Origin of the sequence: Falsiroseomonas sp. HW251 (genome assembly GCF_050563545.1) — a bacterium.
Classification (GTDB): Bacteria; Pseudomonadota; Alphaproteobacteria; order Acetobacterales; family Acetobacteraceae; genus Falsiroseomonas.
Map to the genome: position 1 here is coordinate 184,083 of NZ_JBNXUM010000011.1, position 26,502 is coordinate 210,584.

Consider the following 26,502-nt stretch of genomic DNA (forward strand, 5'->3'; position numbering starts at 1 on the left):
TCTCCTACCGGTTGCCGATGCCCCACATCGCGAAGAGGCGATTGCGGACGAGGAAGATGAAGAGGATGGCGGGCAGGATCAGGATCAGCCCACCCGCGAATTGCAGGTGCAGCGGCGATTCCGACAGTACCGACAGCAGATAGGCCGTCAGCGTGCGGTGCCGCACCGTGAGCACCGAGGCCGCGAAGACCTCGTTCCAGGACAGCACGAAGGCGAAGATCGACGCCGCCGCAATCCCCGGCAGGGCCAGCGGCAGCACCACCCGGACGAACGCCGTGAAGCGGGAGCAGCCGAAGACCCAGGCGGCCTCTTCTAATTCGCGGGGGATCCCCTGGAACAGGCTGGCGCAGACCAGCGTCGCGAAGGGCGTCGCCAGCACCGCATGCAGCAGCGCGACGCCGAAGGGCGTGTCGTAGACGCCGAGGCGGATGAAGGACACGGTCAGCGGCAGCGCCAGGATCGCGACGGGAAAGGCGCGCGTCATCAGGATCAGCACGCGATAGGCGCCGGCGCCGCGGAAGCTGAATCGCGCCAGCGCATAGCCCGCCGGCACGCCGAAGAGCAGCGCGATCGCCATGCAGAGGGAGGCCGCCTGCACGCTGACCCAGGTCGCCGCCCATACCCCGTCGATCGCGAAGAAGCCGCGCAGCGTCTCGAGCCGCAGATCATCGAAGCCCACCGATTTCGGCCAGCGCGAGACGAAGTCCCGCCCGCCCAGCGCGCCGAGCGCCAGCAGCGCGATCGGCACCAGCGTCCAGGTGCAGAGCGCCGCGACGCCGCCGGCCAGCAGCCACTTGCCGAACGGCTTCACGACCGCTGCTCCGCCGGCGTGCGAAGGACAACCAGGTAGACCACGGTCGCCGCGAGCGAGATCGCCATGACCAGCACCGCATAGGCCGCCGCGACGCCGTAGTCCTGGCTCGCGTATTGCCAGTTGAAGGCCTCGCTCACCATCACCGGGAAGTTGCGGCCGCCCAGCGCCATGGCCATGGCGAACATCTCGAAGGCCAGCACGGTGCGCAGGATCAGCGCGGTCTGGATCGAGGGCCTGAGCAGCGGCAGCGTCACGCGGCGGAATCGCTGCCAGGGCGTGGCGCCGAAGACCTCGGCGGCTTCTTCGAATTCCTTGGGCAGAAGCTGCACGCCCGCCAGCAGGATGACGAAGACGATCGCGGTGGCGCGCCAGACCTCCGCCACCACGATCGCGGCGAGCAGCGCCATCGGCGTCTCATAGGTCAGCCAGCTCTGCGGCGTGCTGACGACGCCGAGGTGGAACAGCGCCGAATTCACCCAGCCAAGATCCGTCAGCAGCGCCAGCCAAACCAGCCCCGCCGCGAGGTCAGAGATGCCGAGCGGGATGCTCCACACCCAGAGGATCAGGTCGCGGCCCTTGCCGACATGCCGCAGCATCATCGTCATCGCCAGCGCCAGCGCGACCTGCAGCGGCACCGCCAACAGCACGACGCTGAAGGTGTTGCGGATCGCCTCCTCGAAATTGAGGTCGTCCGCCATCCGCGCGAAATTGCCGGCCGACCAGGCGCCGGTCGCCTGGAAGGCCAGCATGGCCGTCTGCACCAGCGGCGTGATGAACAGCACGCCGAGGAAGATCACCGAAGGCGCGACCAGCAGATAGGGCAAGGCGCGGCTTCGGTGCGACGGCATCAGGCCACCTGGCAGGCGCCGGTCGAGGCCGGATCCGGCTTCCAGCAGGGCGCGCCAGTTTCCTGCATGATGCGGCGCAGCGCCTCGGCCTGGCGGTCCAGCGCCGCGCGCGGACGCTCCCGGCGCAGCACGATGCGCTGGAAGGTGTCCATGTACACCTTGTCGAACTCGCCGCCCTTCTGGTCGAGGCCGACCGGCAGCAGGCTGACCATCGCGTCGCGCGCCGCGGTCTGCCTGGCGATCGCCTCCGCCGCGATCTTCAGCCCGGGCGAGAGGTCGTTCGGCATGGTCACGTTCACCACGGGGAAGAAGGCGGTGGCGCGCAGCGTGGCCACCTGCACCTCCGGCCTGGTGAGGTAGTCGATCAGCCGCGCCGCGCCGGCCGCATCCGGGGCGCCTTCCGGGATCGAAAGGCCGGCGACGACCGGCATGAAGCCGCGGCCCTTCGGCCCGGCGGGTGCGGGGAAGGCCACGAATTCCTCGGGCTTCGCGTTCAGCGCGTCGATCAGCCGCGCGACATGGTCGAAGGCGATCCAGACCTCGCCGCTCATCAGCGGTTCCTGCATGAAGCCGTAGTTCGTGGAGTTCGGCTGCACGAAGCGCCACATGTCCGCGAACTTCGTCCACATGTCCTCCGCCGCGTCCGACCGAAAGGTCGTCACCACGCCGCCGGTGAAGGACGGGTAGAGGTAGCCCTGGAAGAAGCGGTGCATCAGCCCCGTCGGCCCCGCGGGGAAACCGAGCCGCCGCTGCCCCGTGCGCGTCGCGATGTTGTTCGCCCATTGCGCGAGCTGGTCGTAGGTCAGCGCGTTGATGTCGGCGCCTTCCGGCAGGAAGGGCAGGGCCTGGCGATGCGCGGCCATGTGGTAGGTCGCCTGCATCCAGGGGATGTAGCGCTGCTGCGCGGTGCCGAGCTTGCCGGATTCCACCATGTCCGCGTTGAACCCGCGCGGCGCGAGTTGCGCCATCAGGCTGTCGAGCGAGGACAGCGAGTTCGTCGAGACCAGCGGCAGCACCTCACCATGCAGTGCCCCGATGACGCTGGTAGTGCGCGTCCCGCCCTGCTGCTCCGCGCGGACGCGCACGCCGAGCTGTGGAGGCTGCTCCGGCACGAAGTTCACGGGCGATCCGAAGCCCGAGAGGATCTCGCTGCGCATGCGCTGCGCGGATTCGATCGGGCGGAGCTGGGTCGAGAGGAAGACCAGCTCGCGCGCTTGCGCCCGGAGGTGGCGCGGCAGCGCGGCGAGAAGCGCGCCCAGTCCGGCGGCGCCGAGCCCTCGGCGCGTCAGGCCATCAACGGTCATGGATCCTCTCTCCCTCCTGCTTCTTGCGCGTCGCTGCGCGCAGCGTCCGTCCTGGCGCCTTCCCGTCGGAGGCGCGCGGCACCAGCCTCGCCTGGCGCAGCACGCTCATCCCAGCGGGCGAGGCGCCGCCGAGGAGCGCCAGCATCATCTCCACCATTGCCGCGGCGGTTTCCTCCACCGCGGGCTCGAAGCTCGTCAGCGGCGGGTCCGTGTAGGTCGCAACGGGCAGGTTGTCGTAGCCGATGACGGAGACGTCGCGCCCCGCGCGCAGCCCGGCAGACGCGATGGCGTGCAGCGCGCCCACGGCCAGCCGATCCGTCGCGCAGAGAATCGCGGTCGGCGGCTGCGACGCGTGCAACAGGGATTGCGCCAGGCGGAAGCCATTTTCCTCGGTGGCCTCGGCGTCCAGCATGACGCCGGGGGCGACGCCGGCCTCCTTCAGCGCGGCGCGCCAGCCGGCTTCGCGGTGATGGGCGAAGCTGTACACGGCCGGCGCGTTGACCAGCGCGATCTTCCGGTGGCCGAAGCGCAGCAGGCGTTCCGTCGCCTCGCGGAAGGCCGCGGCCCCGTCCACGTCGACATGCGCATGTGCGCGGCGTTCCCGCGTGCGGCCATGCACGACGAAGGGCATCCCGCTGTCGAGGAGATAGCCGATGCGCGGATCGCGCCGGCGCGTGCGCGCGACGAAGATCCCGTCCACGCGCCGGTTCTCCACGAGCTGGCGATAGAGCGCCATCTCCTGCTCGCCTGCCCGCGCGGCGGAGACGACGAGGTCGAGACCCGCCTGCGCCAGCAGCGGCCCGATCGTGCCGATCAGGCGGAGGAAGAACGCGTCCTCGAGCTGCCCCGGCCCGGTCGGCAGCACGATGCCGACGGCGTCGTTGGTGCCGGTGCGGAGGCGTCGCGCGGTGCGGTTGGCGCGGTAGCCGATGCGCGCGGCCTCGGCCTGGACGCGCGCGCGGGTCGCCGCCGCCACGTCGTCATAGCCCGCAAGCGCGCGGGAGACCGTGGTGACGGACAGCTCGAGCGCGGCCGCGATGCGGGCGAGCGACACGGTTCCGGGACGTCCCTCTCTTGCCCGGAATGAGGCGTCCAAATCGTTTTGGACGTCAAGCCCGGAGCAGCGCGCGGCTTGCCGCGCCGGCGCGCCGCGCGCGCTCCGCCGGCGACATCGCGGCGAAGTCGGAACGCGGTGCCTCGACCGCCAGCGGCGTGTCCGGCGGAAAGGCTGCGACAAACTCGGCCAGTTTCAGCCCGCCCTCGCTGGGATAGAGCCGTCCGCCGCGCGCCTCCGCCCTGATCGCCTCGGGGGGCGGCAGGCGCGCGGGCGCGTCGCAGAGATGGGCGTAGCTGAACAGCGCGGGGTCGTGGCCGGCGAGATCGGCCGGGCTGCCGCCGGAGCGGCTGAGATGCAGCGCGTCCACCAGGATGCCGGCATCGGCCGGCGCGACCTCGGCCAGGAAGGAAGCGGCCTCGCCCAGGCTGCGCAGCGCGGAATAGGGGATGAACTCCAGCATCGCGCGCAGGCCGCGCTCGTGGCAGGCCGCGCAGAACGCCGCGAAGCGCGCGGCCATCCGTCCGCGGTCGGGATCGTTGCCGACGGTCAGCACGTGCCTCGCGCCCAGCGCGACGGCGGTGTCGAGGGCGGGCAGCAGCGTCTCGACCTCGGTCGATGGATGCAGCCAGAACGCCTCGACATCCAGGATGAAGAGGCCGGTGGCGCGCAGGCGTTCCAGGATGCGCCGCTGCAGCGGCAGGTCGCCCACGACCTCCACGATGCGGTCGGCCGGGAAGGGCGGGACGATGCGCAGCCCGACAGCGTCGAAGCCGCCCGCCGCGCCGGCTTCCACTAGGCCGACGGGATCGGCATCCATCACGGTGAAGTGCGCGAGCGAGAGCAGTCGGCCTGGCGACATGGCGCGGGTCTCCTCGATCTTTGCCCACCCTGTTGCCACGATGCGCGACGGACCGCACGATCCCCCCGCAGGCCGGGAAATCGGATGGGACAGACACGACCGCTCGCGGGGCAGGTGGCGCTGGTGACGGGCGGAGCGCGCGGCATCGGCCGCGGCATCGCGGCACGGCTGGCCGAGGAGGGCGCGCGGGTGATCCTGTGGGACCTCGGCTTCGACGCCTTCGACGCGACGGCGGCCGGGTTCGAGCCGGCGCTGAAGCAGGTGGTTGATGTCGCGGACTACGCATCCGTCGAGGCCGGCGTGGCGCAGGCCGTCGCTGCCCTCGGCCAGGTGGACATCATGGTGAACAACGCCGGCATCAACGGGCCGGTGGTGGACATGTGGGACTACCCGCTCGATGCCTGGCACCGCGTCATTGCCGTGAACCTGACCGGCGTGTTCCATGGCTGCCGTGCGATCGTGCCGCATATGCGCGCGCGCGGCACCGGGCGGATCGTCAACGTCGCATCCATCGCCGGCAAGGAAGGCGTCCCCCGCATCGCGCCCTATTCGGCATCGAAGGCCGGCGTCATCGCGCTGACGAAGTCGCTCGCCAAGGAACTTGCGGAGACCCGCATCACCGTCAACTGCATCGCGCCCGCGATCACCGAGACCGAGCTCTTCAACGAGATGACGCAGGACCACATCACGGCCATGAAGGCGAAGATCCCGATGGGCCGCTTCCTGACCATCCCGGAGATCGCGGCCATGGTCGCCTTCATCGCCGGCCCCGATTGCACCTTCACCACCGGCTTCGCCTTCGACCTGACCGGCGGCCGCGCGACCTATTGAGGAGAAGCGTCATGGAAATCCGCAACCTCGGGACATCGGGGCTTCGCGTCTCGGCGATCGGGCTGGGCTGCAACAATTTCGGCGGCCGCATCGACCTCGAGGCCAGCCGCCAGGTCGTCCACGCCGCGCTCGATGCCGGCATCACGCTGCTCGACACCGCGGATGTGTACGGCGAGCGCGGCGGGTCGGAGACGGTGCTCGGCGAGATCCTGGGGCCCCGCCGCAAGGACATCGTGCTGGCGACGAAGTTCGGCATGGCGATGGACGATGCCGGCGTGAAGAAGGGCGGCAGCCGCCGCTACATCATGGCAGCGGTGGAGGACAGCCTGCGCCGCCTCAGGACCGACTGGATCGACCTGTATCAGCTGCACACCACGGATCCGCTGACGCCGATCGAGGAGACGCTGCGCGCCCTCGACGACCTGATCCGCGCGGGCAAGGTGCGCTACATCGGCTGCAGCAACCTGCCGGCCTGGGAGGTCGTGGAGGCCGCCTGGACCGCGAAGACCTGCGGATTGAACCTCTTCGTCTCCTGCCAGGACGAGGTCTCGCTGGTCGTCCGCAAGCACGAGGCCGAGCTGATGCCGGCGATGCGCCAGTATGGCCTGGGCCTGCTGCCCTATTTCCCGCTGGCGAGCGGGCTGCTGACCGGCAAGTATCGCCGCAACGCGACGATGCCGGCGGATGCGCGGCTGACGAAGACGCAGCGCCTGGCGGACAAGTACCTGACGGACCGCAACTGGGCGGTCGCGGAGAAGCTCGGTGACTTCGCGGAGGCGCGCGGGCATACGCTGCTGGAGCTCGCCTTCTCCTGGCTGCTGGCGAAGCCGCCGGTCACCAGCGTCATCGCCGGCGCGACGAAGCCCGAGCAGATCCAGGCCAACGTCGCGGCAGGCGGGTGGAAGTTGACCGCGGAGGATCTGGCGGAGATCGACGCGATCACAGGTTGACCGGTGCGCGAAAGACCCTCCCCACCCGCACACCAGGAACCCTCTCCGCCCGAAGGGGGGAGAGGGCAGGGTGAGGGGGGGCGTGAAGGACTGGCAACGACTGCTCGTCGCCAACGTCCCCCTCACCCATCCCTCTCCCCCATAAGCGGGGGAGAGGGCTTTCGCCCGTACGTCAGCCGGCCAGCTCCTTCCGCACGATTGCCGCACCCTCCGCCAGCGCCTTCAGCTTCGCGAACGCCCGCTCGCGCGGCAGATACTTCATGCCGCAATCCGGCGCCGCCACCAGGCGCTCCGCCGGCACGCGCTTCAGCCCCTCGCGCAGCCGCGCGGCAACGACCTCCGCCGTCTCGACCTCCTCCGTGCCGAGGTCGAGCACGCCCAGCATGATCGTCTTGTTCGACAGCTCCGACAGGATGCCGAGATCGAGCTTCGGCTGAGCCGCCTCGATCGAGATCTGCGCGGCGCTGCTGTCCGACAGCTGCGGCAGGAAGGAATAGCCGGACGGCTTGTCCGACACGACCGCGGCATAGCCGAAGCAGAGATGCACGACGGTGGTCCCCGGCACGCCTTCCAGCGCGCGGCTGATCGCCTTCACGCCGAAGCGCTTGGCCTGCTCGGGCCGCGCCTGCAGCCAGGGCTCGTCGAGCTGGATGACGTCGGCGCCGGCGGCGACGAGGTCCTTCGCCTCGACATTGACGACCTCAGCGTAGGCCATCGCGAGTGCCTCGTCGTCGTTGTAGAACTCGTCATGCGCCTGCATGGACAGCGTGAAGGGCCCGGGCAGCGTGATCTTCGCCTTGCGGTCGGTGTTGGTGCGCAGGAACTGCATGTCCCGCACCTCCACCGGGTTGCGCCGGCGCAGCGGCCCGACGACGCGCGGCACCGGCGTCGGCTTGCCCATGCGGCCCGTCACCATCGCGGGGTTGTCGACGTCAACGTTCTCCAGCGCGAGGGCGAAGCGGTTGGAGTAGCTCTCCCGCCGCATCTCGCCATCGGTGATGATGTCGATGCCCGCGCGTTCCATGTCGCGGATGGCGATCAGCGTCGCGTCGTCCTGCGCCTGCTCCAGCGCGTCCTCGGCCACCCGCCAGATCTCCTTGAGGCGCACGCGCGGCACGACGTTGTTCCTGCGCAGGATGCCCTGGTCCACCAGCCAGGCGGGCTGCGGGTAGCTGCCGACAACGGTGGTCGGCAGCAGCTTGGTCGTGGTCATCCGCGGAACTCCCTGGCGGCTTGTCGTCACGCGGCGCGACGGCGCACGCGGGCTTTGGATGTCTGTCGGCCTTCGAGGGCAACACGCACGAAGTCGCCCGTTGCGCCGAGATGCTGCGACAGCAGCGTCGCCGCGCGGTCGGCGTCGCGGTCCAGCGCCGCTTCGGCAATCGCCGCGTGCTCCGCGCCGACGTCGCGGCCGGGGTAAGCGACCGCATTGGCCAGCGCGCGGTAGCGGTCGGCCTCCTCGCGCAGGCGCTCGCAGAACGCCAGCAGCGGCGGCGCGTCGCAGGCCGCGATCAGCGCACGGTGAAAGGCGCGATGCGCGACCTCCCAGTCGGGGTTGGAGACGAAGCGCGTCGTCTCCAGCGACCGCGGCAGGCGGGCCAGGCGACGCTCCGCCGCCGCGACCTGGTCCTCCCACGCGGCATCGCCGCGCGCGATGGATTCGCGTAGCGCCAGCGCCTCCACCAGGCAGCGCGTGCGGATCAGCGCGGCGAAGCCGGCAGGATCGGCGTCGGCGACGCGGAAGCCGCGCTGCTCGATCCGCCGCGCGAGGCCCTCGGCCGCCAGCTGCGCCAGCGCTTCCCGCAGCGGCGCCGGGCCGGCGCCGTATTCCGCGGCGAGGTGCTGTACCTTCAGCCGCATCCCCGGCACGAGCCGGCCATCCAGGATGTCGGCGCGCAGCCGCCGGTACACCGCCGTCGCCTGGGTGTCCGGTGAGCGCATTCCCTGTTCGGTCGTGACTGGCGTCGTCATCTCGGCCGCACCATGACGATCCCGCGCCGCGTAGGCAAGAGCGGCAAAATGCATTGACAGCGGCATTTTATCGGGAAAATAAGCTGGGTTGGAAGGACCCCTCCCATGCCCCTGCCGATCCCCGGCGCCGTCATCGCCGGTCCGCGCGCGTGATGGCCGCGCCCGCCGTCACGCTGACCTTCGACAACGGGCCGGACCCCGAGGCGACGCCGGCCGTGCTCGACGTGCTGCGCCGCCGCGGGCTGCGCGCAACCTTCTTCGTGGTGGGATCGAAGCTTGCCGAGCCCGGCCGCCGCGCGCTGGCGGAGCGCGCGCATGACGAGGGCCACTGGATCGGCAACCATACCTGGACGCATGGCGGCCCGCTCGGCCAGCGCCGCAACAGCGGCCACGCGCAGGCCGAGATCGCCCGCACCCAGGACCTCATCGGCGACCTCTCGCATCCCGACCGCCTGTTCCGCCCGGTCGGCGGCGGCGGCCGGCTCGGGGCGCATCTGCTGAGCACGGAGGCGCGCCACCACCTCGTCGCGCATGGCCACACCGTCGTGCTGTGGTCCGCCGTGCCCGGCGACTGGCGCGACCCCGAGGGCTGGCCGGCGACCGCGCTGGCGCAATGCCTGGCGCAGGAACGCCCCGTGCTGGTGCTGCACGACCTGCCGGGCGGGGCGATGCGTCACCTCGACCGCTTCCTGGACCGGCTGGAGGCGGCGGGCGCGACCTTCGTCCAGGACTTCCCCGATGCCTGCGCGCCGATGCGCCGCGGCGTCGCGGCCCCTGCGCTTGCGGATTGCGTGGCGCCGCAACAGATGCAATGACCCCGCCCGTCCGCGGGCGATTGGCTTGAGGCAACCGGTGCGCGGCCGATCCAGGGCGCGCCAGGCGGCAGGAGGAAGCGATGCAGGACCTCGACGTCAACGAGATCACCGACGCCGTCATCGAGCAGATGGCGACCACCCCTGATCCCCGCCTGAAGGAGATCATGGAGGCCGCGGTCCGCCACCTCCATGACTTCGCGCGCGAGACCAACCTCACGCCCGACGAATGGCTGAAGGGCATCGCCTTCATGACCGCGGTCGGCCAGGCCTGCACGCAGTACCGGCAGGAATTCATCCTGCTGTCGGACGTGATCGGCCTGTCGCGCCTGGTCAACGTCATGCACGACAGCAAGGGCCGCGAGGCCGCGGGCACCGAGACCAGCCTGCTCGGCCCCTTCTTCCGCGAGGGCGCGCCGAAGATCCCGCTGGGCGGGACGCTCGCTGCCGTGTCGAAGGGCACGGAGATCATGCTCTACGGCCAGGTCCGCGACGCCGAGGGCAAGCCCGTGCCGCATGCCGTGATGGATGTCTGGCAGACCAGCGAGGACGGCGCCTACGACCTGCAGGCCTACGACCCCGGCGTGATGGACATGCGGGGACAGCTGCAGTGCGACGCGGAAGGGAAGTTCCATTTCCGCACCTTCCGCCCGCTCGGCTACTCCATCCCGATGGACGGGCCGGTGGGCGAGCTCGTGCGCGCGCAGAAGCGCCACGGCATGCGGCCGTCGCACATCCATGCCCTGATCGCCGCCCCGGGCTACCGCGAACTCGTCACCGCGCTCTATTTCGGCGACGACGTGAATGTGGGGAGCGACACGGTGTTCGGCGTGTCGAAATCGCTGGTGGTGATGGCGCGCAAGGACCTTCCGGACGCGCCGGTGCCAGGCATGCCGAGCGTGCGCTACGACTTCACCATGTCGAAGGACACGGATGGCAGCGGCGGGCGCGTCGGCGCCGATCCGTCGCAGCTGGTGCCGTCCGGGCGCGTGGGGTCCGATCCGTCGAAGCTGATGCCCGCGGGCTGAACCGGCCGCGCGAAGACTGAGGGAGAGAAACGAAAATGATCACCCGACGTTCGCTGGCCGCGTTCGCGGCCGGGCTGGCGCTGCCCGCCATCGCCCGCGCACAGGACGCCTTCCCGAACCGCGCCGTGCAGGTCGTGTTGCCCTATCCCCCGGGCAACGCCATCGACCTGCTGGTCCGCGCGCTGGGGGCGCAGATGCAGCCGATCCTCGGCCAGCCCGTCGTGGTGCTGAACCGCCCCGGCGCGGCCGCGGTCGTCGGCTCGGTCTCCGTCGCGCGCGCGCCGGCCGATGGCTACACGCTGCTCTTCGTCCCGGCGCTGGTCGCCTCGGTGCTGCCGGTCGTGCAGCCGACCTCCGGGCTGCAGGTCAATTCCTTCGTGCCGGTCTGCCAGGTCTTCAACAACTCCATGGCGCTGGTGGTGAAGCCGGACAGCCCGATCCGCAACCTGCGCGACCTTCAGGCCCGCGCGCAGGCGCAGCCGGGCCGGCTGACCTACGGCACGCTCGGCGTCACCTCGATCCCGCATCTCGCGATGGTGCAGTGGCTGCAGGCCGCGCGCGTGGAGATCGAGCACGTGCCCTTCAACGCCGACGCGCCGGTGATGACGGAAGTGCTGGCCGGGCGGCTCGACATCGGCTCGATCGTGCTGGGGTCGGCGGCGGGGCGGAACGACGTCCGCGTGCTGGCCGTCTTCGACGCGCAGCGCCATCCCGACTTCCCGGATGCGCCGACCGCGCTCGAGCAGGGATTCGACGTGCTACCCGCGAGCTTCGGCGGCCTCTTCGCACCGGCCGGCACGCCGGAGGACCGCATCGCCCGCATCGAGGCCGCCTGCACCACGGCGGCGGCGAGCGAGGCCTATCGCCAGGCCGCGCGCACGGGGTCGCAGCCCACCAATTTCTTCCTCGACCGCGCCGCCTTCGCGCGCCGGCTGCAGCAGGACATCGAGACCAAGGCGCAACTCCTGCGCGGCATCCAGCTGAACTGAGCGAACCGCTCAGTCATCCGCGCGCGCTTCCGCGACCAGCCAGTCGCGGAAGGCCGGGGCGTCGCGGCGCGGGCGGCCAGGCGGCAGCAGCAGCCAGTAATGCTCGCCGGTCGCGGCGATGCGGCCGGGCAGGGGCGACAGTCGCCGCCGCCGCACCTCCTCCGCGACATAGGCGGGCGGGCAGATCACCGCGCCGAGGCCCTCGAGCGCGGCCTGGATCGCCAGCGACGTGCTCTCGAACAGCAGCGGCGCGGTGGGCGGGCCCGTCCTGTCCTGCGCGCGCTGCCAGGCTGCCCAATCGCCCGGTCTGATCCGGCTGCCGAGCCTGGTCAGCCGCGCCGGCCCGTCGCGTCGCAGCGCCGCCGGCGTGGCATAGGGCGCGATCGTCACGGGCTGCAGCTTCAGCGCGCCGGGCAGCGGCGCCGCCGCCCCGCTGCGGATCGCTGCATCCAGACCGTCCCGCGCGAAATCCACGACGGGCGCGGTCGAGGTCAGCACCTCGATCTCCAGCCCCGGATGCTTCGCGCGGAAACGCGGCAGGCGCGGGATCAGCCAGCGCAGCGCCCAAGTCGTGTAGGCGCGCACGCGCAAGGGCGCGGCCGGCCCCGCGCCGAGCGTCACGGTCGCCGCGCGGATCGCGCCGAAGGCGTCGCGCAACGCCGCGGCATAGCGCGCGCCTTCCGGGGTCGGCAGTACCGCATTGGCGCCGCGATGCAGCAGCGCGACGCCGAGCGCCGCTTCCAGTTCCCGCACGCGGCGGCTGATCGCGGGCTGGGTCACGTTCAGCCGCACCGCCGCCGCTGCCAGGCTGCCATGCTCCACGACCAGCGCGAAGGCGTGCAGCGCAGCAAGCGGCGGGAGGCGGTCCATCTGTGCAGCCTAACCTGATCTTGGGGTGGGGCAAAGATTCCGCGCTGGCGCCGCGTCGCGTGATGGCGCACACCCCATCCTGAAGCCGGCAGCACGGTCGGCACCGGAGGAGACATCCATGCGCCGCCGTACCCTGCTGCTCGCCTCCCTTCTGCCCTTGCCGGCCGTCGTCCGCGCGCAGGAAGCCTTCCCCAGCCGATCGGTCCGCCTCGTCGTCCCCTTCACCGCCGGCGGGTCCAACGACATCGTGGGCCGCCTGCTGGCCGAGGCGATGGCCGCGCGGCTCGGCCAGCCTGTCGTGGTGGAGAACCGCGGCGGCGCGGGCGGGCTGCTCGGCAACGACGTCGTCGCAAAGGCGCAGCCCGACGGCTACACCCTGCTGCTCGCGGGGAGCGGCAGCTTCATGATCTCCTCCCTCGTGCAGTCGCGGCTGCCCTATGACCCCGTGCGCGACTTCGCCCCCGTCGGCTATATCGGTGCCGCGCCGAACGTGATCTGCGTGAACCCTCGCGTCGCCGCGCGCGACCTGAAGGAATTCCAGGCCATCGCGCGCGCCGCGCCGGCGCCGCTGCGCTATGGCACGCCGGGGGTGGGCACCACCGGCCACGCGCTCGGCGCGATGATCGGCGTGGTGCTGGGTGTGGAGCTCGAGCCCGTGCATTACCGCGGCACCGGCCCCGCGCTGACCGACGTGCTGGCCGGCAGGCTGGAGCTAATCACCAACGCCTCCGCGCCGCTGCAGCCGCATATCGCCGCCGGCACGCTGCGCGCGCTGGCCGTCGCGGGGAAAAGCCGCAGCGCTGCGTTGCCCGATCTGTCCACCAGCGTAGAGCAGGGCTTCCCCGAGCTCGACAGTGCGACCTGGTACGCGGTCCTCGGCACCGGCGGCACGCCGCCCGAGCGCATCGCCATACTGCACCGCGCGCTGAACGAGGTGCTGGCCGAGCCCGAGATCCGGCGCAAGCTGGTGGAGAACGGCGTGGACGAGATCGCGCCGAGTGCGGCGCCTGCCGACCTCGCCCGCCTGCTCGACGAGGACCGCGCGCGCTGGAGCCGCGTAGTCGCGCGCGCGAACCTGCGCGCCGACTGAAGGAACGAACGGATGTCCGACAGCCCCATCGTCTTCGCCGTCGAGGACGGCATCGCCACGCTTCGCCTGAACCGCCCGGAGCGCCGCAATCCCATCGACGACGCGACGCGCGGCATGATGATCGAGGCGCTGGAGACCGCCGCTGCCGATCCCACCGTCCGCGCCCTGGTCGTCACCGGGACGGGCAGCGCCTTCTGCGCCGGCGGCGATCTGCGCGGGATGCAGCAGCGCCTCTCCGCGCCGCCCGAGGAGGTCGCCTTCAACGGCTGGCGCCGCCAGGGCCGCACGCATCGCGCGGTCGCGCTGCTGCACAACCTCCCGAAGCCCACCATCGCCGCGGTGAACGGCGCGGCGGCCGGCCTCGGCTGCGACGTGGCGCTCGCCTGCGACTTCGTCATGGCGGCGGAGAGCGCGCATTTCACCATGAGCTTCGTCGCCCGCGGCCTGATCCCCGACGGCGGCGGCATGTATTTCCTGCCCCGCCGCGTCGGCCTGGCGCACGCCAAGGAACTCGTCTTCAGCGGTCGCCGCGTCGGCGCGGCGGAGGCGCTGGCGATGGGCATGATCGAGCGCGTCGTGCCCGACGCCGATCTCACGTGTTCGGCGGCGGCATGGGCGAAGGAGCTCTCCGCGGGATCGCAGCCCGCCCTCGCGCTGGCCAAGTCCGTCCTCGACCGCTCGCTGGAGATGAGCTTCGAGGACGTGCTGGCCGAAGGCGCGAAGGCGCAGGCGATCTGCTACACCACCGGCGAGCACCGCGCCTCCGTCGCCGCCTTCCTCGAGAAGTCGAAGCGATGAGCGCGCTGTCCCGCCTACTGCGGCCGCGCAGCGTCGCGGTGGTCGGTGCCTCCGCCGATCCCACCAGGACCACGGGCCGGCCCGTCGGCTATCTCCGCAAACACGGCTTCGACGGCGCGATCTGGCCGGTCAATCCGCGCGTAACCGAGATCGGCGGCCTGCCCTGCTTCCCCGACGTCGCCAGCCTGCCCGGCGCGCCCGACGCCGCCATCGTGCTGCTCGGCCCCGACCGCGCCGAGGCCGCGGTGCGCGACCTCGCGTCGCGCGGCTGCTTCGCCGCCATTGTGCTCGCGGGCGGCTTCGCGGAGAGCGGCGATGACGGTGCATCGCGCCAGCAGTCGCTGCGCGAGGCCGCCGGCGGCATGCGCCTGCTCGGCCCCAACACGATCGGCCTGGTCAACCTGACGGACCGCCTGGTGCTCTCCGCCTCCGGCGCGCTGGAGGTGGACGACATCGCGCCCGGCCGCATCTCGCTGGTGTCGCAATCCGGCGGCATCCTGGGCTCCGTCCTGTCGCGCGGCGCGGCGCAGGGCATCGGCTTCGCGCGGCTCGTCTCCACCGGCAACGAGGCCGATCTCGACGTCGCGGATTTCCTGGACGAGCTCGCGGAGGACGAGGCGACCTCCGTCATCGCTCTCTATGTCGAGGGGCTGCGCCGCCCCGGCGCCTTCCGCGCCGCCGCGCGCAAGGCCGCGGCCGCGGGCAAGCGCATCGTCGCCTTCAAGGTCGGGCGGTCGGCTGCCGGCGCGCAGGCCGCGATCTCCCACACCGGCGCGCTGTCCGGCGAGGACCGTATGTACGACGCGCTGTTCCGTCAGCTCGGCATCATCCGCGCGGAGCGCTTCGCCGACCTCCTCGACATTCCCGCCGCGCTGGCGACTGGGCGCACCATGCACGGGAAGCGCGTCGCGGTGCTGACCACCACCGGCGGCGCCGGTGCGCTGCTGGCGGAGAGCTTCGGCCTTGCCGGCTTCGAGCTGCCGCCGCCCGACGAGGCCACCGCCGCGCGCATCGCCGCACTGTCCGGCGAGGCCGCAATCGCCAACCCGCTCGACCTCACGCTGGCCGGGCTGAAGCCCGAGGTGATGCGCGGCACCATGGCCGCGCTGCTGGAAAGCCCGGCCTATGACGCGCTCGCCGTCGTGGTCGGCTCGTCCGCGCTCGCGCAGCCGCGCCTGGCGGCGGATGCGATCGCCGACTGCCAGGCGCTGGGCGACAAGCCCGTCATCGCCTATCTCAGCCCGCATGCGCCGGCGATCGGCGCGGCGCTGCAGCGCCAGGGCATCCCGGCCTCCGCCGCGCCGGAATCGGTCGCCGCGATGCTGAGTGCGCTGGCGACACCTGTCCTGCCGCCGGCCGCGTCCGAACCGGCGCCTGTCCCGGACCTGTCCGCACTGCCCGCCGGCCCGCTCGACGAGGCCGAGAGCAAGGCGCTCTTTGCGCGCTTCGGCATCGCGCCGGTGCGCGAGATCGCCTGCGCGACGCCGGAGGACGCCGCGGCGGCCGCGCAGGCCCTCGGCCCGCGCGTCGTGCTGAAGGCGCTGTCTCGCCACATCGCGCACAAGTCGGATGTCGGCGGCGTCCGCATCGGCCTGGCGCCCGGCGAGCTCGCGGCGGAAGGCCGCGCCATGCTCGCCCGCGTCGCCGCCGCCGCCGGCCGCGCGCCAGAGGGGCTGCTGGTGCAGGAACAGGTCGCCGGCGGCGTCGAGGTCATCCTCGGCCTGCAGTGTGACCCCCATCTCGGCACCGCGATCCTGCTCGGCATGGGCGGCGTCGCGGCGGAGCTGTTCGGCGACACCGCCCTGCGGCTGCTGCCGATCGACCGCGCGGAGGCCGAGGCGATGCTCGCCGAGCTCCGCGGCGCTGCCCTGCTGCGCGGCTTCCGCGGCCGACCCCATGCCGACGTCGCGGCGCTGCTCGACGCGGTGCTGGCCTTTGCGCGCATGGGGGAGGCGCTGGGCGAGCGGCTCGTCACGGCGGAGATCAACCCGCTTTTCGTCATGCCGGCGGGCCAGGGCGTGCTGGCCGCGGACGGGCTGGCGGTGCTGACCTAGAGCAGCGCCCGTTCGAGTGGAACCGCTTCGCGGTTCCGCCGAACGGGCATGAGCTGCTCTAGAAATTGCAGTTCTAGAGCCCGTTCCGCCCCGCGATGCGCGCTTGCGCATCGCCGCCGTTTCGCTTCACCTGGGCGCGGATCCGAGCGGGGGCCGTGCCGGCGGCCAGCCCGTGGGATCGGGAGGGCGGCGTTGCTGTTCACGCGTGGTCTGACATCGCTCCTCGCGGCGTCGCTGCTGCTCGGCGGCGCGGCGTCCCGGGCCCAGTCGCCCCAGGGCCAGCCACCCCAGGCCCCGTTGCCCCAGGCCGATGAGGCCCTGCTCGCCCGCCAGGCCCTGGCGTGGCGCAACCAGGCGAATCTCGGGGATTGGCAGCGCATCGGAGTCTACTGCGACTTCGTCGACGACGAGCCCGGGTCCCTGGCGCGCATGATCTGCGATGCCGCGATCGTCCAGACCCGCCGTGCGGCGGAGGCGGCGCGGGTCGAGCTCTACCTCGCCCAGAGCCCCGAGGCCTTCGGCATGACCAGCACGGCCGGCCTGCCCTATCTCGTCGCGCGCATCGCCACCACCGGCCCGCGGCGGTCGGCCGGCGCCTTCCATGTCTCGCTCCGCGCCGTCATCGCCTACCGCGGCACCGTGACGATGCTGGCGGGGCGCGAGAGGGTGGAGCGCGAGCGTCGCGGCGACCTGCTGCTGTGGGAGGCGACCATGACCGGCAGCGCCGCCGACCGCGTCCCCGCGCGGGAGCTGGAGACGGCGGTGCGCCAGCTCGTGGACGGCTTCTTCGCCGCGCGCGGCGCGACGCGATAGCGCGTCCGCGGCAGGGGCGACGCCGCTCTAGCCGAAGCCTTCCATCACCAGCTTGCCGCGGGTATGGCCGGATTCGAGCATCGCATGCGCGCGCCGGAGGTTCGCCGCGTTGATGGCGCCGAGATTCTCCGCCAGAGTCGTGCGCAGCGTGCCGGCGTCCAGCATGCGGCTGACCTCCGCCAGCAGGCGGTGCTGCTCCTCCATGTCCGGCGTGGCGAAGACCGCGCGGGCGAACATCATCTCCCAGTGCAGCGACCCCGCGCGCGTCTTCAGCAGCCGCACGTCCGGCGGCGTGGCGGGATCGTCGATGATGCAGATTGCGCCCTGCGGCGCCAGCGCCTCGCACACCGTGGCCCAGTGCTGGTCCGTGTGCGTGGTGATGAAGGCATAGGGCAGCGGGACCTCGGCCGCCTTCAGCTGCACGCCGAGATGCGAGGAATGATCCAGCACGTGATGCGCGCCCATCCGCCGCGCCCAGTCCTGCGACTCCCTCGTCCCCGCCGTCGCAATGACGATCAGGCCCGTGAGCTGGCGCGCCAGCTGAATGGCCATGGAGCCCACGCCGCCGGCGCCGCCGACGATCAGCACGCCTTCCTTCCGCGCGGGCCCGCCGCGCGGGATGCGCAGGCGATCGAACAGCGCCTCCCACGCCGTAATGGCGGTCAGCGGGACCGCGGCGGCTTCCGCGAAGGAGAGCTTCCTCGGCTTCGGGCCGACGATGCGCTCATCCACGAGGTGCAGCTCGGCGTTCGTGCCCGGCCGCGCGATGGAGCCGGCGTAGAAGACCTCGTCGCCGCGGTGGAAGAGCTTCGCCTGCGGGCCCATCGCCCGGATCACGCCGGCGCCGTCATAGCCCAGGATCTTCGGCTCGCCCGCGGGCTCCGTGCGCATGCGCACCTTGCCGTCCACGGGATTGACGGCGATGGCGCGCACCTCGACCAGCAGATCGCGGCCCTTGGGTGCGGGCGGGTCGGGCAGGACCATGTCCTGCAGCGAATCGGGATCGCCGATCGGCAGGATGTGGGTATAGGCAACGGCCTTCATGTCGTGCTCCGCCAGACGGGCGCGCAGGCTAGCGGGCGGCGCGCGCCAACAAGCCTCAGTTCGACGTGATGTTGGCCTGGCGCACCACATCGCCCCATTGCGCGGTCTCCCGCACCATCGTGGCGTGCAGATCCTCGGCACCGGACCAGTCGGCATCGGCACCGGCGCGGAACAACGCCTCGGTCAGCGCGGGCTCGCCCGCGGCCTGGCGCGCTGCTTCCGCGACGCGCGCCACGATCGGCGCGGGCGTGCCGTTCGGCGCGAAGATCGCGATCCAGGTGCCGGCGACGCAGTCCGGGATGCCGGATTCCGTCATGGTCGGCACGTCCGGCAGCAGCTGGTGACGCTTCGCCCCGCACATCGCCAGTGGCCGGATCACGTTCGCCCGGATCTGCGGATAGGAGGACGGCATGGAATCGAACATCGCCTGGATGTTGCCCGAGACCAGGTCCTGCATCGCCGGCCCGCCGCCGCGATAGGGGATGTGCACGAGGTTGACGCCCGCGCGCAGCTTGAAGAGCTCGCCGGCCAGGTGAAGCGAGGATCCGGCGCCGCCCGAGCCGTAGTTCAGCTGCCCCGGCCGCGCCTTCGCGAGCTCGATGAACTGCTGCACTGTCTGCGCGGGCACGCCGGGATTGACGACCAGCAGCTGCTCGATGCGCAGGATGATGCCGATCGGCATCATGTCCTTCAGCGGGTCGTGCTGCATGTCGCGATAGAGGAAGCGGTTGACCGTCAGCGGCCCGTTGCTGGTCAGCAGGATGGTGTAGCCGTCGGGTGGCGTGCGCACGAACTGCTCGGCGCCGAGGTTGCCGCCGGAGCCGCCGCGGTTGTCGATGACCAGCTGCTGGCCGAGGATCTCGCTCATCCGCTGCGCCCAGATGCGCGCGGAGACGTCGGTGCCGCCGCCCGCGGCGAAGGGCACGATCACGCGGATCGGGCGGTTGGGGTAGGCGCCCTGCGCATGGGCGCCCACGGGCACGATGCCGGGTGCGGCCAGCGCAGCGGCGAGGAGGTGGCGGCGACGCGTCATGTCGGCTCCTTCCATTCCCTCAGCGCCGCGGCGACGCGGTCCGCGCCGTAGTCGCGCTCGGCCGCGGCGCGGCTGACCTTGCCGTCCAGGATGTCGGCCGCCAGCGCGCGCGGATCGCGCTTCGCGGGATCGCCGAAGCCGCCGCCGCCCGGCGTCTCCATCCTGACGCCGAGGCCCGCCGTCATCGGCAGCGCGGTCGTCGCGGTCGGCAGCAGACGCTCGTTCGGCGTGCCGGGCTCGATCAGGAGTTCCGCGCGCCCGCCGGGCAGGCCGCCCTCGATCCCGGGCGCGACCTTCACATGCCCCTCGCCCCGCGCCGTCAGCAGCGATCCGTCCACGCGCGAGCTGATCTGCCGCGCGATGCCGAGGCCCCCGCGCCACTGCCCCGCGCCGCCGGAATCCGGCACCAGCGCGTATTCGTCGATCAGCAGGGGATACTCGATCTCGAAGGCCTCGGCCGGCAGGTTGGAGGAGTTGGTGACGTGCATCTGCACGGCCTCCGCGCCATCCGCGCCAAGGCGCGCGCCGGCGCCGCCGCCGATCGTCTCGATATAGACATAGGTGCCGTAGCGCCCGGTGCCGGAGACCAGCAGGGCGGGCACGGAATCATGGCTGTGCGCCATGCGCTTTTCCGGCGGCAGCACCTTGTTCAGCGCGTCGAAGATCGCCCCCGACAGGCGGTTCGCGCTGATCGCGCGCGCGGCCGTCGCGGCGGGGAAGCGCGGGTTCACGATCGTGCCTTCCGGCGCGCTGATGCGGATGGCGCCGAACAGGCCGGAATTAGCGGGCAGGTCGGGATCCAGGAGCGCCTTGACGGCGTAGTAGCAGGTCGCCTCCAGCGCGTTCGTCGCGATGTTGAGCGCGCCGCGGGCCTGCGGTGCGGATCCCGCGAAATCCAGCAGCAGGTCGTCGCCCTTCACCACGACCTTGGCGCGCAACACGATGGGATCGCCGCCGGGCACGCCGTCGCCGTCCATCCAGCGCTCGCCGCTATATTCGCCGTCGGGCAGCGCGGCGATGCGCGCCTTCAGCCGCCGCGCGGTATAGGCCAGTAGCGAGTCCACGGCGGCCTCGATCGCCTCCAGGCCATCGGTCGCGACGAGGCGCTGCATGAGTTCCGCGCCACGCTCGTTCACCGCGATCTGCGCGCGCAGGTCCAGCACGCGCTCGGTCGGCGCGCGGGAGTTGTGGGCAATCATCTCGAGCAGGTCGCGATCCAGCTCGCCCGCCCGCATGATCTTCATGATCGGGATGCGCAGCCCTTCCTCGAAGATCGTGCGCGCGGATTGCGACATGGATCCCGGGTTCGGCCCGCCCACGTCGGAATGGTGGCCGGTGTTGACCGCGAAGAAGGCGACGCGGCCTTCCACGAAGACCGGCGTGATGATGTTGATGTCGGGCTGGTGCGTTCCGCGGGCGAGGAAGACGTCGTTGCAGATGAAGGCGTCGCCGGGCTGCATCTGGTCGGGCAGGTATCGCTCCAGCAGCGTCACCACGCTGCCCATAAGCGATCCCAGATGCATCGGCATGTGCGCGGCCTGGGCCAGGCAGCGGCCTTTCACGTCGAACATGCCGACGGAGCAGTCCTTGCGTTCCTTGATGTTGGTGGAGAAGGAGGCGCGGACGAGGACGTTGCCCATCTCCTCGGTGATGGAGAGCAGGCGGTTGGCGAAGACCTCCATCGCGATGGGGTCGGCCGGGTCGTGCGAAGCACGCGGGTCTGATGATTGCGGCGCGACGGCGTCAAGCATGGGCGGGCTCCCGCGCACTGGCCTGGGGGGCGGCCGCGTCCTCGTGGCGGATGATGACGTTGCCGTCGCGATCGAGCGTCGCCCATTGGCCGGGAAAAACAATGGAGGTGGAGGACATCTCCTCGATGATCGCGGGGCCGGGGATGCGCAGCCCGACGGCCAGCTTCTCCCGCGCATAGACCGGCGTGTCGTGCCAGCCATGGCGCGGGTCGTAGTAGACGCGCCGCGCGCCGATCACCGCCCCCTCCAGCGTGCCGCCCTCCGGCGGCGGTTCCGGCGCGCCGCGCGGGACATGGCCGATGGCGGTCAGCCGGCAGTTCACGAGCTCAACCCCGCGTCCGGGGATGTCATAGCCGTTGGTGCGCGCATGCTCCTTCGCGAAGTCGGCCAGCACCTGGTCGAGGCTCGGCATGGCGTCGCCGAGCGGCACGCGCACTTCGAAGTTCTGCCCCTCGTAGCGCAGTTCCACCGCGCGCACCGAGGCGCGCCGCGCCTGCGGCACGCCTTCCTGCGCCAGCCAGGCATCGGCCTCTGCCGCCATCTCGGCGAAGAGCCTTCCGGCCAGTTCCCACGTCACCTCGTTCATCGGCGCGATCTCGCTGCGCACGAAGTCTAGCGCGATATCGGCCAGCAGGATGCCGCGCGCACACATCGTCCCGGGCTCGCGCGGGATGATGACGGTCGGGATGGAGCATTCCGCCGCGACCTCCGTCGCATGCAGCGGCCCAGCACCGCCGAAGGCAAACAGCGCGAAATGCTCGGGCGAGTAGCCGCGTTCGGTCGTCACGCCGCGGATCGCGCGGCCCATATTCGCAACCGCGATGCGGATGATACCGAGGGCGGCCTGTTCCAGCGTCAGGCCGAGCGGCCCGCAGATCCGCTCTTCGATGGTGTGGCGCGCGGCGGCGGCGTCCACCGGCATCGCGCCGCGCAGCAGCGCGGTCTGGTCGAGCCGGCCGAGCACGATGTTCGCATCCGTCAGCGTGGGCTCGGTCCCGCCGCGGCCATAGGCGGCCGGGCCGGGATCGGCGCCGGCGCTGCGCGGCCCGACCTTCAGCGCGCCGCCCTCGTCGAGAAAGGCGATGGACCCGCCGCCGGCGCCGATGACGTCGATGCCGATGGAGGGCACCTTCACGGGATAGCCCGCGACATCGCGCGAGGACGACGACGTCGCCTTGCCGCCCGCAACGACCGAGACGTCGGTCGAGGTCCCGCCGGCGTCGAAGGTCACGATGTCGGGGAAGCCCGCCTGGCCCGCGACGACCGCCGCGCCGATCACGCCGGCGGCCGGGCCCGACAGGCAGGTGCGGACCGGTGTCGCCGCGGCGGTCGCCACCGACATCAGGCCGCCATTGGAATGCACGGTGTAGGGCTCCGCCGCGATGCCGGTGTCGCGCACGCGGGCCAGCAGGCGGTCGAGGTAGGTCGCCATCCGTGGCCCGACGAAGGCGTTCAGCACTGTGGTGGAGAAGCGGTCGAACTCGCGGAACTCCGGCAGGACTTCCGACGAGACCGACAGATACGCATCGGGCATCAGGCGCCTGAAGACCTCCTTCGCGGCGCGCTCGTGCGCGGCATCGCGCCAGGCGTGCAGGAAGCAGATCGCGACCGAGGTCACGCCGTCCGCCCGGAAGCTCTCCGCGGCCTGCTCGGCCTGCGCGAGGTCGATGGGCGCGAGTTCCGTGCCCTCCGCGGTGATGCGCTCCGCGACCTCGATGCGCCGCCGGCGTGGCACCAGCGGCGCGGGGCGCCGGATGTCGTAGTCGTAGAGATGCGGGCGGATCTGCCGCGCGATCTCCAGCACGTCGCGAAAGCCCTTCGTCGTGACCATGCCGGTGCGCGCGCCGCGGCGCTCGATCACCATGTTGGTCGCGACGGTCGTGCCGTGGCCGAGGAAGGCGACCTGGTCGGCCCTGCCGTCGTTCAGCGCGAGGATGCCGCGCACGCCGGCCTCGATCGCCTGGGACGGATCATGCGGCGTGGAAGGCACCTTGTGGAAGGCGATGCGGCCCGTCGCCTCGTCCACCATGGCGAGGTCGGTGAAGGTCCCGCCGACATCCACGCCGATCCTGAGCCGCCTGCCCTGCACCTCGGCCATCATCCGCTTCCACGTGGAATGAGGCCTGGAACGGTGCGCTGAACGCGCGCCGCGCGCAAGTCAGCGGCGGAAAGCTCCGCTCACCATCGCGAAGGCCGGCGCGATCACGTGCTGCACAGTGGGGATCAGCGCCGCGCCGAGCACCACGCCGACGATGCCCGACACCGCCGCGCCGAACAGCCAGCCCACGAAGCCCGAGATCGCCTGGCCCGCATGCTCCGCGCCATGCAATAGCGCACCGGCGGCGTGCAGGCCGAACGCCTCCAGCCCATGCAGCACGATCCCGCCGCCGACCCAGAGCATCGCCGCCGTGCCGACCGCGCCCAGCGCCTTAAGGAAGGGCGGCATCCCCGCGACGATCCCGCGCCCGACCGCAGCCAGCGCCCCGCCGCGGCGCGCCAGCGCCATGCCCACATCGTCCGCCTTCACGATGATTGCGACGGCGCCGTAGACCGCGACCGTGATGCCGATGCCGACCACGGCGAGGATCACCGCCTGCATCACGAAGGATCCCGCGGGGATGGCGGAAAGCGCGATGGCCATGATCTCGGCGGAGAGGATGAAGTCGGTGCGGATGGCGCTGGCGACCTTCGCATCCTCGAGCGCCTTCGCATCGGCCGGCGCGGAGCCTTCGCGCTCCTCAATCGCATGGGCGGCGTGCGGCACGATCGCCTCCCGCAGCTTCTCCGCGCCCTCGTAGCAGAGGAACAGGCCGCCCAACACCAGCAGCGGCGTGATCAGCCAGGGCGCGAAGGCGCTCAGCGCCAGCGCGGCGGGCAGCAGGAACACCAGCTTGTTCCGCAGCGACCCCGCGGCGATGCGGCGCACGATCGGCAATTCGCGCTCGGCGGCGAAGCCGACGACGTAGCGCGGCGTGACCGCGGCATCGTCGATCACCACGCCGGCCGCCTTCGCCCCGGCCTTGGCGCCCTGCGCGGCCACGTCGTCCAGCGAGGCCGCGGCGACCTTGGCAATACCCGCGACGTCGTCCAGCAGGGCGAGCAGGCCCGAGCTCATGCATCTTCCTTTTCTGCGGCCGCCGGCACGGCCCGATCGGGCGACAGATTGCCTGCCCTCCCGCTTACGCCAAGGGGGGCGGGGATGACGATCGCTCGGGGCGCGTCAGTCCGCGGCCTGCGCCATGCCCTGGTCGAGCCCGTGCTTGGCCATGCGGTAGCGCATGGTGTCGCGACTGATGCCGAGGCTGCGCGCCGCGCGGGAGACGTTGCCCCCGGCCTCGTCCAGCGCGCGGACCAGCGCCTCCCGCTCCACCTGCGGCAGGGTCTGCGGGATGCGTGGCGGTTCCGCGCCACTGCCGGCGGCCGGCGCCACGGCGATGCTCGCCACGCCGATCTCGCTCGCCGCGCCGCAGGACAGCACGGCCTGCTCCATCGCGTTGCGGAACTCGCGCCCATTGCCGGGCCAGGGATGCCGTGCGACCAGCGCGCGCCGCGGCGTCCAGCGTGAGCCCGGGCTTGCCGTAGCGCCTTGCGTGCAGGAGCCAGGAAATGCCAGGCCAGCAGCTCCGCGTCGCCGGCGAGGATGCCACCGGAGAAGACCAGCAGGCCCTTGGTCCCGGTGGAGAAGCCGGCGGCCCAGGCGAAGGCGTCGTCTTCGCCCTCGCCGGCCTTGGCGTCGATGGCCGAGAGGTCGATGCTGTCGAGGCCCGTCGCGAAATCCTCGATCCGGTCGCGCGCGGCGCCGGTGGAGGCGTCGCCGCCGCGGCCCTGCAGCCGGTTGCCGCCTGCATTGCCCGAGACGTCGTCCCTGCCGCCGCGGCCGAAGGCGTCCTCGAAGCCGGAGAGCGTGTCCGCCCCCGCCCCGCCGCCGCTCGCCCGCCCGGTCGCCAGGTTCACCGTCACGCCGAGCGTCAGCGCGGCATAGGAGATGACGTCCCGCCCCGTGCCGCCGGCGTAGTCGTCGCCGACGCCGTCGGCATCGGCCGTAACGCTGTCGTTGCCATCCTCGCCGGCCGCGTCGTCGGCGCCCTGGCCGCCGCGCAGCGTGTCGACGCCGATGCCGCCATGCCCGTGGTCGTCGCCGCCGCCCTGCAGCGTGTCCGCCCCGTCGTCGCCGAAGAGGTCGTCGTTCCCGTCCCCGCCGAGACGTCGTCGTCGCCGCTGCCGCCCCGCACGCTGTCGTCGCCGGCGTCGCCCGCGACGTCGTCATTGCCCTTGCCGTCCGAGACGTCATCGTTGCCGTTGCCGCCGTGCAGGCTGTCGTCGCCGGTCTCGCCGCGCACCAGGTCCGACCCGTCGTCGCCGCCGAGGTCGTCGTTGCCGCTGCCGCCATCCACCCAGTCGTCGCCGCCGCCATGCAGGCTGTCATTGCCCTCGCCGCCCGAGACGTCGTCGTCGCCGAGCCCGGCATCGGCGCTGTCGTAGCCGGCATCGTCGTCGATCTCGTCGTCGTTGCTGCCGTCGCCATCGGCGTTGTCGGCGGCAGCGACCGTGCCGGTGTCCTCGGGGTCGTCGGGCAGCACCTGGCCGTCATCGGCGATGAAGGTCTTGGAGGTCGGCACCCAGTCGTCGGTGGTGCCGGCGACGCGCGTGTAGACGCGGATGGCGCGGTAGCCGCTCTCCTGCTCGGTCTCGGTGATGGTGCCGGCGCCGATCACGAAGGACTGGTTCGGCCGGATCGGGTCGTCGTCGAGCGAGCCGTCGTTGGGGTCGATCTCGGCGAAGAGGGACACGGCGCCGTCCACGATGAGGATGCGGTAGGTGTCCTCGGTGCCGTCGTTGCCGCTGTTCGACATGCCGCCATTCTCCATCCTGGGCCCGTGCGTCCGGGTGGGCCGCACTGGCCCGCTGGCGCCCTGCGCTGCACGGTGCGTGCCACGCCGCTGCGTGTCGGCAAGTGCCTGGGACTGCTCGATCCTGCGAGGGGCGGGCGAAATCGGTGGGGGATTTCCACCACCCAGGGTGTCGCGTGACTGGGGGAAATCCCCCAGCAGCCCCGGTGAGCGTCAGCGCATGATCAGGATGTAGTTCACCGTCAGGTCGATGGTCGCGCCGTTCGGGTCCACCGGCGGCGGGAAGGCGGGCAGGCGCGCGCCCTCGAAGGGGAAGGTCGTGCCGAAGTTGAGCGAGGGCGAGGCGCTGCCCTGCGTCAGCCTCACGTCGCGCACCGTGCCGTCGGCGTTGACGCGCACCTGCACGCGCACCTGGCCCTGCTCGCGCAGTTGGATCGCGCGCTGGGGGTAGCGCATGTTCTGGTCGAGCCAGCGGCGGAAGGCGGCGCGCCAGTCCGGCCCGACATTGGCGCCGGTGACGCGCACCGTGGGATCGGCGCTGAAGGCGCCTTCCGAGAAGCGAGGATCCACCGTGGTGTCGGTGCCGCGCCCCTGCGGCCGGCCGGAGGGCGGGCGTGGCGGGGCGGGCGGGCCGAAGCTCGGCGCCTCCGGCAGCATCAGGCTGCCCGGCGGCAGGGTCGGTCGCGGCTGCTGGAGGGGCGGCTGCGGCCGGGGCTGGGGCGCGGGCTGCGGGCGC

25 protein-coding genes and 1 pseudogene are annotated in these 26,502 nt (G+C 71.9%); 9 read left to right on the top strand and 17 right to left on the bottom strand.

Features of this window, described 5'->3' with window-relative positions:
* Positions 1-4: 4 nt before the first annotated feature.
* The 5 genes from ACLF3M_RS15480 to ACLF3M_RS15500 are packed head-to-tail and all read right to left on the bottom strand — an operon-like array spanning position 5 to position 4,882.
* Positions 5-811, bottom strand: coding sequence for a carbohydrate ABC transporter permease (locus ACLF3M_RS15480; RefSeq protein ID WP_430657839.1), 807 nt, complete (start codon positions 809-811; stop codon positions 5-7).
* The gene (locus ACLF3M_RS15485) at positions 808-1,662 is read right to left on the bottom strand and encodes a carbohydrate ABC transporter permease (RefSeq protein WP_430657840.1); all 855 of its coding nucleotides are present in this window, start codon (positions 1,660-1,662) and stop codon (positions 808-810) included. The genes ACLF3M_RS15480 and ACLF3M_RS15485 overlap by 4 nt, the downstream gene beginning before the upstream one ends.
* Entirely contained in the window at positions 1,662-2,966 is a 1,305-nt protein-coding gene (locus ACLF3M_RS15490; RefSeq protein WP_430657841.1) for an extracellular solute-binding protein, read from the bottom strand. The genes ACLF3M_RS15485 and ACLF3M_RS15490 overlap by 1 nt, the downstream gene beginning before the upstream one ends.
* On the bottom strand, positions 2,956-4,020 hold the full coding sequence (locus ACLF3M_RS15495; RefSeq protein WP_430657842.1) for a substrate-binding domain-containing protein: 1,065 nt from the start codon (positions 4,018-4,020) through the stop codon (positions 2,956-2,958). Before ACLF3M_RS15495 ends, ACLF3M_RS15490 begins: the two co-directional genes overlap by 11 nt.
* A 55-nt stretch (positions 4,021-4,075) precedes the next feature.
* The gene (locus ACLF3M_RS15500; protein WP_430657843.1) at positions 4,076-4,882 is read right to left on the bottom strand and encodes a sugar phosphate isomerase/epimerase family protein; all 807 of its coding nucleotides are present in this window, start codon (positions 4,880-4,882) and stop codon (positions 4,076-4,078) included.
* Positions 4,883-4,966: 84 nt separating this feature from the next.
* Between ACLF3M_RS15500 and ACLF3M_RS15505 the strand changes: the two genes are divergently transcribed.
* Positions 4,967-5,713 (top strand): SDR family NAD(P)-dependent oxidoreductase, encoded by a 747-nt coding sequence (locus ACLF3M_RS15505; protein ID WP_430657844.1) that lies wholly within the window; start codon positions 4,967-4,969, stop codon positions 5,711-5,713.
* Positions 5,714-5,724: 11 nt separating this feature from the next.
* Positions 5,725-6,663, top strand: coding sequence for an aldo/keto reductase (locus ACLF3M_RS15510; protein WP_430657845.1), 939 nt, complete (start codon positions 5,725-5,727; stop codon positions 6,661-6,663).
* Positions 6,664-6,835: 172 nt separating this feature from the next.
* On the opposite strand, the gene ACLF3M_RS15515 is transcribed toward ACLF3M_RS15510, so the two are convergent.
* Together ACLF3M_RS15515 and ACLF3M_RS15520 are read right to left on the bottom strand one after the other, a co-directional pair.
* Positions 6,836-7,876 carry a 5-methyltetrahydropteroyltriglutamate--homocysteine methyltransferase gene (locus ACLF3M_RS15515; RefSeq protein ID WP_430657846.1) on the bottom strand — a complete coding sequence of 347 codons (1,041 nt, stop codon included), beginning with the start codon at positions 7,874-7,876 and terminating at the stop codon, positions 6,836-6,838.
* A 26-nt stretch (positions 7,877-7,902) separates the two neighbouring features.
* Positions 7,903-8,634, bottom strand: coding sequence for a GntR family transcriptional regulator (locus ACLF3M_RS15520; RefSeq protein ID WP_430657847.1), 732 nt, complete (start codon positions 8,632-8,634; stop codon positions 7,903-7,905).
* A 152-nt stretch (positions 8,635-8,786) separates the two neighbouring features.
* Between ACLF3M_RS15520 and ACLF3M_RS15525 the strand changes: the two genes are divergently transcribed.
* The 3 genes from ACLF3M_RS15525 (at position 8,787) to ACLF3M_RS15535 (ending at position 11,463) form a co-directional block, all read left to right on the top strand.
* On the top strand, positions 8,787-9,449 hold the full coding sequence (locus ACLF3M_RS15525) for a polysaccharide deacetylase family protein (protein ID WP_430657848.1): 663 nt from the start codon (positions 8,787-8,789) through the stop codon (positions 9,447-9,449).
* Positions 9,450-9,529: 80 nt separating this feature from the next.
* Positions 9,530-10,474: a dioxygenase gene (locus tag ACLF3M_RS15530; RefSeq protein ID WP_430657849.1), complete on the top strand. Its 945-nt coding sequence runs from the start codon at positions 9,530-9,532 to the stop codon at positions 10,472-10,474.
* 35 nt (positions 10,475-10,509) lie between these two features.
* Positions 10,510-11,463, top strand: a complete 954-nt coding sequence (locus tag ACLF3M_RS15535) for a tripartite tricarboxylate transporter substrate binding protein (protein WP_430657850.1) — start codon at positions 10,510-10,512, stop codon at positions 11,461-11,463.
* Between the two features lie 9 nt (positions 11,464-11,472).
* Here the strand turns inward: ACLF3M_RS15535 and ACLF3M_RS15540 are convergent, their stop codons facing one another.
* Positions 11,473-12,333, bottom strand: a complete 861-nt coding sequence (locus ACLF3M_RS15540; RefSeq protein ID WP_430657851.1) for a LysR substrate-binding domain-containing protein — start codon at positions 12,331-12,333, stop codon at positions 11,473-11,475.
* A gap of 118 nt (positions 12,334-12,451) precedes the next feature.
* Here ACLF3M_RS15540 and ACLF3M_RS15545 point away from each other — a divergent pair, with 118 nt between their 5' ends.
* From ACLF3M_RS15545 to ACLF3M_RS15560, 4 genes are all read left to right on the top strand, one after another.
* A complete protein-coding gene (locus ACLF3M_RS15545) occupies positions 12,452-13,423 on the top strand; it encodes a Bug family tripartite tricarboxylate transporter substrate binding protein (protein ID WP_430657852.1) in 972 nt (323 codons plus the stop codon).
* Between the two features lie 12 nt (positions 13,424-13,435).
* Complete coding sequence (locus tag ACLF3M_RS15550) at positions 13,436-14,221, top strand: enoyl-CoA hydratase/isomerase family protein (RefSeq protein WP_430657853.1); 786 nt, start codon at positions 13,436-13,438, stop codon at positions 14,219-14,221.
* Entirely contained in the window at positions 14,218-16,275 is a 2,058-nt protein-coding gene (locus tag ACLF3M_RS15555; RefSeq protein WP_430657854.1) for an acetate--CoA ligase family protein, read from the top strand. The genes ACLF3M_RS15550 and ACLF3M_RS15555 overlap by 4 nt, the downstream gene beginning before the upstream one ends.
* A gap of 192 nt (positions 16,276-16,467) precedes the next feature.
* Positions 16,468-17,088 carry a hypothetical protein gene (locus ACLF3M_RS15560; RefSeq protein ID WP_430657855.1) on the top strand — a complete coding sequence of 207 codons (621 nt, stop codon included), beginning with the start codon at positions 16,468-16,470 and terminating at the stop codon, positions 17,086-17,088.
* 27 nt (positions 17,089-17,115) lie between these two features.
* Here ACLF3M_RS15560 and ACLF3M_RS15565 read toward each other — a convergent pair whose 3' ends face one another.
* The 9 genes and pseudogenes from ACLF3M_RS15565 to ACLF3M_RS15605 all read right to left on the bottom strand — a co-directional run.
* Positions 17,116-18,132, bottom strand: a complete 1,017-nt coding sequence (locus tag ACLF3M_RS15565; RefSeq protein WP_430657856.1) for a zinc-binding alcohol dehydrogenase family protein — start codon at positions 18,130-18,132, stop codon at positions 17,116-17,118.
* A gap of 55 nt (positions 18,133-18,187) precedes the next feature.
* Positions 18,188-19,165: a Bug family tripartite tricarboxylate transporter substrate binding protein gene (locus ACLF3M_RS15570; protein WP_430657857.1), complete on the bottom strand. Its 978-nt coding sequence runs from the start codon at positions 19,163-19,165 to the stop codon at positions 18,188-18,190.
* Positions 19,162-20,916 carry a hydantoinase B/oxoprolinase family protein gene (locus ACLF3M_RS15575; protein ID WP_430657858.1) on the bottom strand — a complete coding sequence of 585 codons (1,755 nt, stop codon included), beginning with the start codon at positions 20,914-20,916 and terminating at the stop codon, positions 19,162-19,164. The genes ACLF3M_RS15570 and ACLF3M_RS15575 overlap by 4 nt, the downstream gene beginning before the upstream one ends.
* On the bottom strand, positions 20,909-23,014 hold the full coding sequence (locus tag ACLF3M_RS15580; RefSeq protein WP_430657859.1) for a hydantoinase/oxoprolinase family protein: 2,106 nt from the start codon (positions 23,012-23,014) through the stop codon (positions 20,909-20,911). Before ACLF3M_RS15580 ends, ACLF3M_RS15575 begins: the two co-directional genes overlap by 8 nt.
* A 60-nt stretch (positions 23,015-23,074) precedes the next feature.
* Positions 23,075-24,031: a DUF808 domain-containing protein gene (locus tag ACLF3M_RS15585; protein WP_430657860.1), complete on the bottom strand. Its 957-nt coding sequence runs from the start codon at positions 24,029-24,031 to the stop codon at positions 23,075-23,077.
* 105 nt (positions 24,032-24,136) lie between these two features.
* Positions 24,137-24,406: a helix-turn-helix domain-containing protein gene (locus tag ACLF3M_RS15590; protein WP_430657861.1), complete on the bottom strand. Its 270-nt coding sequence runs from the start codon at positions 24,404-24,406 to the stop codon at positions 24,137-24,139.
* Positions 24,407-24,699: 293 nt separating this feature from the next.
* Positions 24,700-24,876, bottom strand: a pseudogene (locus ACLF3M_RS15595) (hypothetical protein); the annotation flags it as partial.
* An 8-nt stretch (positions 24,877-24,884) separates the two neighbouring features.
* The gene (locus ACLF3M_RS15600; protein ID WP_430657862.1) at positions 24,885-25,769 is read right to left on the bottom strand and encodes a hypothetical protein; all 885 of its coding nucleotides are present in this window, start codon (positions 25,767-25,769) and stop codon (positions 24,885-24,887) included.
* A 210-nt stretch (positions 25,770-25,979) separates the two neighbouring features.
* Positions 25,980-26,502 (bottom strand): energy transducer TonB (locus tag ACLF3M_RS15605; protein WP_430657863.1); only part of this gene is annotated, 523 nt, incomplete at its 5' end.